This is a genomic window from uncultured Pseudomonas sp., from assembly GCF_913774235.1.
In the GTDB taxonomy this organism is placed as follows: Bacteria; Pseudomonadota; Gammaproteobacteria; order Pseudomonadales; family Pseudomonadaceae; genus Chryseomonas.
In genome coordinates, this window is sequence record NZ_CAJYDW010000012.1 from 120035 (window position 1) to 132459 (window position 12425).

The 12425-nt window shown below is 65.8% G+C and carries 12 protein-coding genes; 9 read left to right on the plus strand and 3 right to left on the minus strand.

Features of this window, described 5'->3' with window-relative positions; all coding sequences use genetic code 11:
* Nucleotides 1-5 precede the first annotated feature (5 nt).
* The 9 genes from rlmH (at nt 6) to lipA (ending at nt 8866) form a co-directional block, all read left to right on the plus strand.
* On the plus strand, nt 6-473 hold the full coding sequence (gene rlmH / locus QZ471_RS10105) for a 23S rRNA (pseudouridine(1915)-N(3))-methyltransferase RlmH (RefSeq protein ID WP_007159668.1): 468 nt from the start codon (nt 6-8) through the stop codon (nt 471-473).
* A 12-nt stretch (nt 474-485) separates the two neighbouring features.
* Nucleotides 486-2393, plus strand: a complete 1908-nt coding sequence (gene mrdA, locus QZ471_RS10110; protein WP_295463275.1) for a penicillin-binding protein 2 — start codon at nt 486-488, stop codon at nt 2391-2393.
* Nucleotides 2394-2437: 44 nt separating this feature from the next.
* Entirely contained in the window at nt 2438-3541 is a 1104-nt protein-coding gene (gene rodA, locus QZ471_RS10115) for a rod shape-determining protein RodA (protein ID WP_295464673.1), read from the plus strand.
* A 39-nt stretch (nt 3542-3580) separates the two neighbouring features.
* Nucleotides 3581-4585, plus strand: a complete 1005-nt coding sequence (gene mltB / locus QZ471_RS10120; protein WP_295464675.1) for a lytic murein transglycosylase B — start codon at nt 3581-3583, stop codon at nt 4583-4585.
* Entirely contained in the window at nt 4585-5574 is a 990-nt protein-coding gene (locus tag QZ471_RS10125; RefSeq protein WP_295464677.1) for a septal ring lytic transglycosylase RlpA family protein, read from the plus strand. The genes mltB and QZ471_RS10125 overlap by 1 nt, the downstream gene beginning before the upstream one ends.
* A gap of 126 nt (nt 5575-5700) precedes the next feature.
* On the plus strand, nt 5701-6861 hold the full coding sequence (locus tag QZ471_RS10130) for a D-alanyl-D-alanine carboxypeptidase family protein (protein ID WP_059229859.1): 1161 nt from the start codon (nt 5701-5703) through the stop codon (nt 6859-6861).
* Between the two features lie 73 nt (nt 6862-6934).
* Nucleotides 6935-7210, plus strand: coding sequence for a DUF493 domain-containing protein (locus tag QZ471_RS10135; protein WP_058762176.1), 276 nt, complete (start codon nt 6935-6937; stop codon nt 7208-7210).
* Nucleotides 7210-7866, plus strand: a complete 657-nt coding sequence (gene lipB / locus QZ471_RS10140; RefSeq protein WP_295463279.1) for a lipoyl(octanoyl) transferase LipB — start codon at nt 7210-7212, stop codon at nt 7864-7866. Before QZ471_RS10135 ends, lipB begins: the two co-directional genes overlap by 1 nt.
* A gap of 1 nt (nt 7867) precedes the next feature.
* Nucleotides 7868-8866: a lipoyl synthase gene (gene lipA, locus QZ471_RS10145; protein WP_295463281.1), complete on the plus strand. Its 999-nt coding sequence runs from the start codon at nt 7868-7870 to the stop codon at nt 8864-8866.
* Nucleotides 8867-8994: 128 nt separating this feature from the next.
* On the opposite strand, the gene pgm is transcribed toward lipA, so the two are convergent.
* The 3 genes from pgm to arfA all read right to left on the minus strand — a co-directional run bounded on the left by pgm (nt 8995) and on the right by arfA (nt 12374).
* Entirely contained in the window at nt 8995-10659 is a 1665-nt protein-coding gene (gene pgm, locus QZ471_RS10150) for a phosphoglucomutase (alpha-D-glucose-1,6-bisphosphate-dependent) (protein ID WP_295463283.1), read from the minus strand.
* A 156-nt stretch (nt 10660-10815) separates the two neighbouring features.
* Nucleotides 10816-12138, minus strand: a complete 1323-nt coding sequence (locus QZ471_RS10155; protein ID WP_295463285.1) for a lytic murein transglycosylase — start codon at nt 12136-12138, stop codon at nt 10816-10818.
* Nucleotides 12139-12212: 74 nt separating this feature from the next.
* Nucleotides 12213-12374: an alternative ribosome rescue factor ArfA gene (arfA, locus tag QZ471_RS10160; RefSeq protein WP_295463286.1), complete on the minus strand. Its 162-nt coding sequence runs from the start codon at nt 12372-12374 to the stop codon at nt 12213-12215.
* Nucleotides 12375-12425 lie beyond the last annotated feature (51 nt).

Below are 12425 nucleotides of genomic sequence, written 5' to 3' on the forward strand. Positions count from 1 at the left end.
CGCCCGTGCGCCTGCGTCTCATCGCCGTCGGCTCGCGCATGCCGCGCTGGGTCGAGGAGGGCTGGCACGAGTACGTCAAGCGCCTGCCGCCGGAGCTGCCGCTGGAACTCGTCGAGATCCCGCTGCAGACCCGCGGCAAGAACGCCGACGTCGCCCGGCTGATCCGCCAGGAGGGTGAGGCCATGCTGGCCAAGGTGCAGCCGGGGGAGCGTGTGGTGACCCTGGAGGTCACCGGCAAGCCCTGGAGCACCGAGCAACTGGCTGAAACACTCCAGCAGTGGCGCCTGGAAGCCCGCACCGTCAACCTCATGGTCGGCGGTCCCGAGGGCCTCGCTCCCGAGGTGCAGGCACGCAGCGAACAGCGCTGGTCGCTCTCGCCCTTGACCCTGCCGCATCCCCTGGTGCGCATCCTCGTCGGTGAGCAGCTCTATCGCGCCTGGACCGTACTGGCCGGCCATCCGTATCACAAGTAGTCCATACCTGCGATGTCGCAACCCATACGCCTCAAGGACCACGAGAAAGACGCCCAGCTCGTCCGCGCCCGCGTGATCGTTGGGGCGGTGCTCTTTCTCGTGCTCGCCTGCGTACTGGTGGCGCGCATGTACTACCTGCAGGTCATCCAGCACGACTACCACTCGACCCTGTCGGAAAACAATCGGGTCCATGTCCAGCCGATCCCGCCCACCCGCGGCCTGATCTACGACCGCAACGGCATCATCGTTGCCGACAACCGTCCCAGTTTCAGTCTGACCATCACCCGCGAGCGGGCCGACAACTGGCGGCAGACCCTCGATACCCTGGTGCAGGTCCTGGGTCTGACCGAGGAAGACCGTGAGCTGTTCGAGAAGCGCATGAAGCAGGGCCGGCGCCCCTTCGAGCCGGTGCCGGTGCTGTTCGAGCTGACCGAGGAGCAGATCGCCAAGATCGCCGTCAACCAGTTCCGCCTGCCCGGGGTCGAGGTGACGGCGCAACTGGTGCGGCACTATCCCATGGGCGAGCACTTCGCCCATTCGGTGGGCTATGTCGGGCGGATCAACGAGCAGGAGCTCAAGCGCCTGGACCCCGTCAACTACAGCGGCACCCACCACATCGGCAAGACCGGCGTGGAGCGCTTCTACGAGCCCGAGCTGCATGGCGAGGTGGGCTATGAAGAAGTCGAGACCAACGCCCGCGGCCGGGTCCTGCGGGTGCTCAATCGCACCGACCCCAAGCCGGGCAAGGACATCGTCCTGACCATCGACTCGCGGCTGCAGGCCGCCGCCGAAGCGGCCCTGGGTGGGCGCCGCGGCGCCATCGTCGCCATCCAGCCCAAGACCGGCGAGGTGCTGGCGATGGTCAGCCAGCCGAGCTATGACCCCAATCCCTTCGTCACCGGGATCAGCTTCAAGGAATATTCCGAGCTGCGCGACTCCATTGATCGCCCGCTCTACAACCGGGTGCTGCGCGGCCTCTATCCGCCGGGCTCGACCATCAAGCCGGCGGTGGCCATCGCCGGCCTCGACAGCGGCGCGACCACGCCCCAGGCGCGGGTATTCGATCCGGGCTACTACGAGTTGCCCAACTACGATCACAAGTACCGCAACTGGAACCACGGCGGCGATGGCTACGTGGATCTGGACATGGCCCTGATGAGATCCAACGACACCTACTTCTACGATCTTGCCCACAAGATCGGCATCGATCGCCTTGCCGAGTACATGGGCAAGTTCGGTCTCGGGCAGAAGGTTTCCTTGGACATGTTCGAGGAAGCACCGGGCCTCATGCCTTCGCGCCAGTGGAAGCGCGCTACCCGCCGCCAGGCCTGGTTTCCCGGCGAGACGCTGATCCTCGGCATCGGCCAGGGCTACATGCAGGTGACTCCGCTGCAACTGGCCCAGGTCACCTCCCTGATCGCCAATCATGGCAAGTGGATTCGTCCGCACCTGGCGAGAACCCTGGACGGCCAGCCTCCAGTGGACAGCAATCCCATGCCTGACATCCAGCTTCGCGACGACAGCTACTGGGATCGCGCCATCCACGGCATGGAAATGGTGGTGCAGAATCCGCGCGGTACCGCGCACAAGATCAATGTCGGCGCCCAGTACCGCATCGCCGGCAAGAGCGGTACCGCCCAGGTGGTCGCCATTCGTCAGAACGAGAAGTACAACTCGGCGGCGCTCAAGGAGCGGCACCGTGACCATGCCCTGTTCGTTGCCTTCGCCCCCGCGGACAATCCGCAGATCGCCGTGGCGGTGATGGTCGAGAACGGCGAATCCGGTAGCGGCGTGGCCGCCCCGGTGGTGCGCCAGGTGCTCGATGCGTGGTTGCTGGACGAGCAGGGGCATCTCAAGGCCGAATATGCCAAGCCCGGCACCGCTGGTGCCACCGCTTCCGCGACCAAGGTGCAGCCATGAGTCTCGCTCCCAACTTCGATCGCACCATCCCCGAAGGGGATGTGATGAAGCGGCGCGCTACCCTGCTGCAGCGCCTGCATATCGATGGCCCCTTGCTGATCCTGCTGCTCATGCTGGGCGCGACGGGGCTTTTCGTGCTCTATTCGGCGGGCGGGCGCAACCTCGACCTGCTGTTCAAGCAGGCCAGCTCCTTCGGTCTCGGCCTGGTGGCCATGGCCATCGTCGCCCAGCTCGAACCGCGTTTCATGGCGCGCTGGGTGCCCCTGGGCTATGTGGTCGGGGTGGCACTGCTGGTGGTGGTGGACGTCATGGGCCACAACGCCATGGGTGCCACCCGCTGGATCAACATCCCTGGGGTAATCCGCTTCCAGCCGTCGGAATTCATGAAGCTCTTGATGCCCATGATGATGGCCTGGTACCTGTCCAAGCGCAGCCTGCCGCCGAACTTCAAGCACAGCCTGATCAGCCTGTCGCTGGTGGTGGTGCCCTTCGTGCTGATCCTCGACCAGCCCGACCTGGGCACTGCCATGCTGGTGCTGGCCTCGGGCGGCTTCGTGCTGTTCGTCGGCGGTCTGCAGTGGCGCTGGCTGATCGGTGCGGTGAGCGCCGCTGTGCCCATGGCGGTGGCCATGTGGTTCTTCGTGCTGCACGACTACCAGAAGCGTCGCATCCTGACCTTCCTCGATCCGGAAATGGACCCCCTGGGCGCCGGCTGGAACATCATCCAGTCCAAGGCCGCCATCGGCTCGGGCGGGGTGTTCGGCAAGGGTTGGCTGCTGGGCACCCAGTCTCATCTGGATTTTTTGCCGGAAAGTCACACGGACTTTATCATTGCCGTCCTCGGCGAAGAGTTCGGCATGGTCGGCGTCTGCCTGCTGCTGGTGCTCTATCTGCTGCTCATCGGTCGCGGCCTCACCATCACGGTGCAGGCCCAGACGTTGTTCGGCAAGTTGCTCGCCGGCGGCGTCACCATGACCTTCTTTGTCTATGTCTTCGTCAACATCGGCATGGTCAGCGGCCTCTTGCCCGTCGTGGGCGTGCCGCTGCCGTTCATCAGTTATGGCGGTACCTCGGTGGTCACCTTGCTCACCGGGTTCGGAGTTTTGATGTCGATCCACACGCATCGCAAGTGGATCGCCCAGGTTTAACAGGTAATGAAGAAGGGTTAGATGCCGATAATGGGATGGATGCGTCGCTGCCTGCAGGGCTTCGGCTTGGCGGGTGCGATGGGCGTGACGACCGGCGTCGTCGCGGGAGACTACGACACGGCACCGCTGGCGCGCGACTTCATCGCCGAGATGAGTCAGAGCTATGGCTTCGCCCCGGAACAGCTGCAGGCGCTGTTCGGCGAGGTCGAGCGCAAGCAGGCCATCCTCGACGCCATCTCGCGCCCAGCCGAACGGGTCAAGCCGTGGAGCGAATACCGTCCTATCTTCATTACCGATCGCCGCATCGCCCAGGGCGTGGAGTTCTGGAAGGCCCACGAGGAAGCCCTGACGCGCGCCGAGCGCGAATTCGGCGTGCCGGCCCAGTTCATCGTCGCCATCATCGGCGTGGAAACCTTTTACGGACGCAACACCGGCAACTACCGGGTGCTGGATGCGCTTTCAACCCTGGCCTTCGATTATCCGCCCCGTGCACCCTTCTTCCGCAGCCAGCTGCGTGAATTCCTGTTGCTGGCCCGGGAGCAGCAGGTCGATCCCCTCAGCCTGACCGGTTCCTACGCCGGGGCCATGGGGCTGCCGCAATTCATGCCCGGCAGCTTCCGCGCCTATGCGGTGGACTTCGACGGCGACGGCCACATCAACATCTGGTCCGATCCCACCGACGCCATCGGCAGCGTGGCCAACTACTTCAAGCGCCACGGCTGGTCCGGCGGCGGTCCCACTGCCATCCGCGCCCAGGTCAGTGGCAATCGGGTGGAGGAGGGCGTGGTGCCCGGGATAGAGCCGGTCAAGAGCGTCGCCGAGCTGCGCGCCCTGGGCTGGAACGCCCAGGACCCTGCCCTGCGCGACGATTTGCGTGTAACCTCGTTCCGCCTCGACGGAGACAAGGGACCGGAGTACTGGATGGGCCTGCCCAATTTTTACGCCATTACCCGTTACAACCGCAGCGTCATGTACGCCATGGCGGTGACCGATCTGGCCAATGCCATCGCTGAGCGGCATGCCGCCGAGGGCGCCAAGCCGTGATGCGTCTGACTACCCTGGCACGCCTGGCCGGCTGCCTGGGGCTCGGCCTGCTGCTGGTAAGCTGCTCCAGTCAGGCTCCCAAGCCGACCAGCAAGGGGGTTGCCGGACCGGGCGGCTACCTGCGTCCCCATCGCGACGGCGCGCCCTGGTGGGACGTGGACGTCAGCAAGATCCCCGACGCCGTGCCCATGCCCTACAACGGGCCGTTGAAGAACAATCCCTACACCGTGCTGGGCAAGACCTATTTCCCGCTGACCGACGCGCGCAACTATCGCGTGACCGGCACTGCGTCCTGGTACGGCACCAAGTTCCACGGCCAGGCTACCGCCAACGGCGAGACCTACGACCTCTATGGCATGACCGCGGCGCACAAGACGCTGCCGCTGCCCAGCTACGTGCGGGTCACCAACCTGGACAATGGCCGTAGCGTCATCCTGCGCGTCAACGACCGCGGTCCCTTCTATTCCGACCGGGTCATCGACCTGTCCTTCGCCGCCGCCAAGAAACTCGGCTATGCCGAGATCGGCACCGCCCGCGTCAGCGTCGAGGGCATAGATCCGCAGCAGTACTGGGCCCAGCGTGGCCAGGCGGTGCCCATGGTGCTGGCCCAGCCGCGCCAGGCGCCGGTGGCCCAGAAGACCACCGAGGTGCAGACCTTCGGCGCCATCGAGACCTATACCCCGCCGGTCAACCAGCACGCCGAACCGGTGACGCCGGCTGCCGTCGACGCAAAAAAAAACGTTTCTGCCCCAGCCGCTGGGCTCTATCTGCAGGTGGCGGCCTTCGCCAATCCGGACGCTGCGGAATTGCTCAAGGACAAGCTCAGCGACCTGACCGGTGCCCCGGTGTTCATCAGCTCGACGGTGCGCAACCAGCAGACCTTGCATCGGGTCCGTCTCGGACCGGTCCAGCCGGCTGAAGTCGCCCAGCTCCAGAACAGCGTACGCGTGGCCCGGCTGGGTCAGGCGTCTCTCGTGCAACCGGATTGAAGCAAGGATGCTTCATGACGCCCAGTCGCCGGCCCCTGCCATGGTGATCCGCCCCGCGCGGATCGCCGTGGGTCGTGCGGTCTGGGTCCGCTGCTCCTGCCATACCCCAACCTTTCAGAGATTCGGATGACAATCGCAAAACTCGCTCGACGCCTGCTCTTCCTAGTAACGATCGCCTGTGTCCCGGCCGTCTGGGCGGCCGAGACAATGATTCCGGCGGCGCCCCAGCTGGCTGCCAAGGCCTGGATTCTCATGGACGCCAACAGCGGCGCCGTGCTCACCGAATCCAACTCCGACCAGCGCCTGCCGCCGGCCAGCCTGACTAAGCTGATGACCGCCTACATCGCCACCCTGGAAATCAACCGGGGTCGCATCAAGGAATCCGACATGGTCACCGTCAGCGAGCACGCCTGGCGTACCGGCGGATCGCGGATGTTCATCAAGGTCGGCACCCAGGTGTCGGTCGGTGACCTGCTGCACGGCATCATCATCCAGTCCGGCAACGATGCCAGCGTCGCCTTGGCCGAGCACATCGCCGGCAGCGAAGACGCCTTCGCCGACATGATGAACACCACCGCGCAGAAGCTGGGCATGCAGAACACCCACTTCATGGACGCCACCGGCCTGCCGGACCCGAATCACTATTCCTCGGCCCATGACATGGCCATCCTGGCGCGCGCCATCATCAACGCCGATGCCCAGCACTACGCCATCTACTCCCAGAAGGAATTCTTCTGGAACAACATCAAGCAGCCCAACCGCAACCTGCTGCTGTGGCGCGACAAGACCGTCGACGGCCTGAAGACCGGCCACACCGACGAAGCCGGCTACTGCCTGGTGGCTTCCGCCGTGCGCGACGGCATGCGCCTGGTGGCCGTGGTATTCGGTACCAACAGCGAGCAGGCACGCGCCGCCGAGACCCAGAAGCTGCTGACCTACGGCTTCCGCTTCTTCGAAACCCAATCCTTCTACAAGAAGGGCACCGAGCTGGCCAAGGCGCCGGTGTGGAAAGGTGACGCCAGGGAAGTCCAGGCCGGTCTGGCCAATGACCTGACCATGACCCTGCCGCGTGGCCAGGCCAAGAAGCTGCATGCCGAGATGGTGCTCAACCCGCAGCTGATCGCGCCCATCGCCCAGGGCCAGGTGATCGGCAAGGTCGAGGTGAAGCTGGATGACAAGGTGGTGCACACCGCCGACCTGGTTGCCCTGCAGCCGGTCGAGGAGGGTGGCCTCTTCCGTCGCCTGTGGGATAGCATTCGCCTGTTCTTCTACGGATTGTTCAACTGATCCGTTGTCCCGGAAAGGCCCGCACTCGCGGGCCTTTCACCCCCTGCCGACAGCGGTCGGCCTGGAAGTCCGCATGACCGAAGACGTTCAACCTCCCAAGATCGAATTTCCCTGCCCGCGCTATCCCATCAAGGTGATCGGCGATGCCGGTGCCGATTTCGCCGAACTGGTGCTCGATACCGTGCAGCGCCACGCCCCGGATCTGGATCGCGGCACCCTGGTGACCCGCGACAGCCGCAACGGCCGCTTCCTGTCCGTGCAGGTGCTCATCACCGCCACCGGCGTGGATCAGCTGCAGGCCATTCACCAGGATCTGCGCGCCACGGGCCGCGTGCACATGGTGATCTGATGACGACTCCCGCCCCGGTGAGCCTGGGCGTGCGCCGCTGGGGCCTGAGACCCTACGAGGCGACCCTCGAAGCCATGCGCCGCTTCACCGACGAGCGCGATGCTCAGACGCCCGACGAACTCTGGTTGCTGCAGCATCCGGCGGTCTTCACCCAGGGCCAGGCCGGCAAGCCCGAGCACCTGCTCGCCGTGGGGGACATTCCGGTGGTGCAGGTCGATCGCGGTGGCCAGGTCACCTACCATGGGCCGGGTCAGCTCATCGCCTATGTGTTGCTGGACGTTCGCCGCAAGGGCCTGGGCGTGCGAGAATTGGTCAGCGCCATGGAAGACAGCCTGATCGCCCTGCTCGCCGACTGGGATGTGCGCGCGGAGGCCAGGGCCGATGCGCCGGGCGTCTACGTGGAGGGGGCCAAGATCGCCTCCCTCGGGCTGCGCATTCGTAATGGCCGGTCGTTCCACGGCCTGGCGCTCAACGTTGACATGGATCTGGCGCCGTTCCGCCGGATCAACCCCTGCGGTTATGCCGGCCTGGCCATGACCCAGCTACGCGATCTGGTGACCGGGCCACTAGCTTTCGACGAGGTCCGCGAGGCTCTGGTGCGTCACCTGAGCGTCCGCCTGGGCTACCCCGAACCGATCACCCTGGAATCGGATTGACATGACCACGACAGTACAAGACAGCGTCCAGACCCTCACCCCGCCCGCCCGCCCCAGCAAGGTGGAAGCCGGCGTCAAGCTGCGGGGGGCCGAGAAGGTCGCGCGCATCCCGGTGAAGATCATTCCCACCGAAGAGCTGCCGCGCAAGCCTGACTGGATCCGCGTGCGCATCCCGGTCACCCCCGAGGTCGAGCGCATCAAGCAACTGCTGCGCAAGCACAAGCTGCACAGTGTCTGCGAAGAGGCCTCCTGCCCGAACCTGGGCGAGTGCTTCTCCGGCGGCACAGCCACCTTCATGATCATGGGTGATATCTGCACCCGTCGCTGCCCCTTCTGCGACGTCGGCCATGGCCGGCCGAAGCCGCTGGACGTGGACGAGCCGAAGAATCTGGCAGTGGCCATCGCCGACCTCGGCCTCAAATACGTGGTGATCACCTCGGTGGACCGCGACGACCTGCGCGACGGCGGTGCCCAGCACTTCGTCGACTGCCTGCGCGAGATCCGCAAGCTGTCCCCGGGCATCCAGCTGGAGACCCTGGTGCCGGACTACCGCGGGCGCATGGACGTGGCCCTGGCCATTACCGAGCAGGAGCCGCCGGATGTGTTCAACCACAACCTGGAGACCGTCCCGCGCCTGTACAAGGCCGCGCGCCCGGGTTCGGACTTCGAGTGGTCGCTGGACCTGCTGCAGAACTTCAAGAAGCGCGTACCCCACGTACCGACCAAGTCCGGCCTGATGCTGGGCCTGGGCGAGACCGACGAGGAGGTCATCGAGGTCATGCAGCGCATGCGCGAGCACGAGATCGACATGCTGACTCTCGGCCAGTACCTGCAGCCCTCGCGCAACCACCTGCCGGTGCAGCGCTTCGTCCACCCGGATACCTTCGCCTGGTATGCCGAGGAAGGCGCCAAGATGGGCTTCAAGAACGTCGCTTCTGGTCCCCTGGTGCGCTCTTCGTACCACGCCGACCAGCAGGCGCACGGCACCAAGATAAACTGATCCTGGCGTCGTCATGAAAAAGGGCAGCCTAGTGGCTGCCCTTTTTCATGTTGGAGGCGGAATCTCTAGCCCCACTCCGCTCCGCTTCTAGCCCCCCCTCCCTTCGGGAGAGGGGGGGATGAGCGCCGTTACCCGCGCAGTACGCCATCCACTAGCGCCTTGGCCTCTTCCTGGATGCGCCCCAGGTGGGCTTCGCCCTCGAAGCTCTCGGCGTAGATCTTGTAGACGTCCTCGGTACCGGAGGGACGGGCGGCGAACCAGCCGTTCTCGGTGACCACCTTGAGGCCACCGATGGCGGCGCCGTTGCCGGGGGCCTCGGTGAGGATGGCGGTGATCGGCTGGCCGGCCAGCTCCTTGGCGGTGACCTGGGCAGCGGACAGCTTGCTCAGCCGCGCCTTCTGCTCGCGGTCGGCGGCGGCGTCGATGCGCTGGTACACCGGGGCGCCGAAGCGCTCGGTCAGGGCCTGGTAGCGCTCGCCCGGGTCCTTGTCGGTCACGGCGGTGATTTCCGCGGCCAGCAGGCCGAGGATGAGGCCGTCCTTGTCGGTGGACCAGGCGCCGCCGGCCTTGCGCAGGAAGGAGGCCCCGGCGGATTCCTCGCCACCAAAGCCCAGGCTGCCGTCCAGCAGGCCGTCGACGAACCACTTGAAGCCTACTGGCACTTCAATCACCTGGCGGCCGATGCCCTGGGCCACGCGGTCGATCATCGAGGAGGACACCAGGGTCTTGCCGATGCCGGCCTGCTGGCTCCACTGCGGGCGATGGGTGAAGAGGTATTCGATGGCCACCGCCAGGTAGTGGTTGGGATTGAGCAGGCCCACGGAGCGGGCGACGATGCCGTGGCGGTCATGGTCGGTGTCGCAGGCGAAGGAGACGTCGAATCTGTCCTTGTTCTCGATCAGGCCGGCCATGGCGTGGGGCGAGCTGCAATCCATGCGGATCTTGCCGTCCCAGTCCAGGCGCATGAAACGGAAGGTCTGGTCGACGCGGGTCGACAGTACTTCCAGCGGCAGGCCATAGCGCTCGGCGATGCGCGGCCAGTAGTGCACCCCGGCGCCGCCCAGGGGATCGACGCCGAAGGTCAGGCCGGAGCCGCGGATGGCCTCCAGATCGATGACCTGGCCCAGGCCACCGACGTAGCTGTCGATGAAGTCGAATGTCTGGGTGGTGGACGCCTTGAGCGCCTGGCGGTAATCCATCCGCTTGACGCCTTCCAGGCCGGCCACCAGCAGGGCGTTGGCGCGGTCCTGAATCCATTTGGTGACATTGGTGTCGGCCGGGCCGCCATTGGTGGGGTTGTACTTGAAGCCACCATCGGCCGGCGGGTTGTGCGACGGGGTGATGACGATGCCGTCGGCCAGGCCCGAGCGGCGCCCAGCGTTGTATTCGAGGATGGCGTTGGACAGGGCCGGGGTGGGCGTGTAGCCCGGCTCGCCGTGGGTCTCGGCGCAACCGGCGTCGATGCGTACCTCCACGCCATTGGCGGCGAGGACTTCCAGGGCGGAGATGAAGGCCGGCTCGGACAGCGCATGGGTGTCCATGCCCATGAACAGCGGGCCGTCGACACCCTGGGCCTTACGGTATTCGCAGATGGCCTGGGTGATGGCGAGGATGTGCCACTCGTTGAAGCTGCCCTTGAGCGAGGAGCCGCGGTGCCCGGAGGTGCCGAAGGCCACATGCTGACCCGGATCGCTGGGGTCGGGACGGTCGCTGTAGTAGCGCGCCACCAGGCGCGGCAGATGGGTCAGGGTGTTCTCGTCGGGGAGGCGTCCTGCGTTGGCGGCAATACTCATCTCGGGTTCCTTGGCTTGAATGGAGCCCGGGCGTTTCGAGTACCCCGGGCGACGCGACTCGCGTTCGACCTTGGCGGTCGTAGTTTGCTCATTGCACCTGGATGGCGATCCTCAGAATGCCGACTCGTGCACGCTGAGGATCGTCGGGACGGGGTATCAGCTGCGCAGTTTTTCCAGCAACTGATGATTGGGATAGCCGTCGGCGGGCCAGCCCTGGGATTGCTGGTAGGCGCGGATGGCCTTGCGGGTGTTGGCGCCGATGATGCCGTCGGCACTGCCCGGATCCAGGCCGAGGGCCGCTAGGCGTTGTTGCAGTTCGACGCGCTCGCTGCGACTTAACGGCAGGTCGTCGGTGGGCCAGCTGGCGGCGATCTGCCCGGCGTCGCGATAGCGCTCCGAGAGCAGCGCCACGCCCAAGGCGTAGGAGGTCGAGTTGTTGTACTTGAGGATGGTGCGGAAGTTGTTGAAGACCAGGAAGGCGGGGCCGCGATACCCGGCCGGCAGCAGTAGCGAGGCGCTGTCGCTCGGTTGGGCTGCCGGCTGCGGCAGGTCGAGCCCCTGGATGCCCAGCGCCGTCCATTCGGCCAGGGTCTTGCGCACGCTCATGTCGGCCAGGCTGTAGTCGAAATTGGCCGGCACCCGCACCTCGTAGCCCCAGGGTTTGCCGTCCTGCCAACCGGAGGCCTTGAGGTAGTTGGCGGTGGAGGCCAGGGCGTCGGCGGTGGAGCCCCAGATGTCGCGGCGACCGTCGCCGTCGAAGTCCACCGCGTACTGGTCGTAGGTAGTGGGGATGAATTGGGTCTGGCCCATGGCACCGGCCCAGGAGCCGATCATGCGATCAGCGGTGACGTCGCCATGCTGCAGGATGCCGAGGGCGGCGATGAGCTGGTCCTGGGCGAAGTCGGGGCGGCGCCCTTCATAGGCCAGGGTGGCCAGGGAGCGGATCACCCCCTTGTTGCCCATGTTGTTGCCGTAGTTGCTTTCCATGCCCCAGAAGGCCACCAGCCGGGCGGGCTCGATGCCGTAACGCGCTTCCAGGGCGGCCAGCAGGCCGGCCTGCTGGATGATCAGGTTCTTGCCATTGCGCACCCGCAGCGGCGAGACGGCGGTGTTCAGGTATTCCCACACCGGCTTGGTGAACTCCGGCTGGCTGCGATCGGCGGCGATCACCGCTGGATCCGGTTCGACGCCGACGAAGGCCTGGTCGAAGGTGGCGGCCGAGATACCGCGGCTCAGCGCCAGGGCACGGAAACGGCTACGCCATTGTTCGAAGCTTTCGTCCGGTTGCGGCATGGCTTCGGCGGCCATGGCTGGCGTCGTCGTGGCGGATGCAGGGGCAGGCGAAGCAGGAGAGGAGGGCACCGCAGTCGGCGTGGACTGGTTCTGGGCGCAGGCGGCCAGGGCGGCGGTCAGCAGGGTGACCAGGGTACCGGCGAGCAGGCCGCCAGTCTTGAATCCGCGGGATTTCCCGAGTTGCATCTATCTCCACCGGACGTCTAGGCAGGAGCCGTCACCTTAGCACGCTCCACGTCCTCGCGTCTGGTAACCGCCTTTCAGGCCGCCAGAAAGACCGAAGCCTTCTCGTCGTTGAACGAGAAGGCTTCGCGGCGGTAGCTGCCTTTGCCCTTGGCGGGCTTTTCCTGGCGTGAGCGATAGCGGGGATCGCAGACGAGGACCTTGGCCTTGTTCGGGCCGCGGCTGTATTTCTTGGCCATGCGTGCGTGCTCCGGTGGGATGGATACTCCCCCTAAATGGGGGCACGCCAG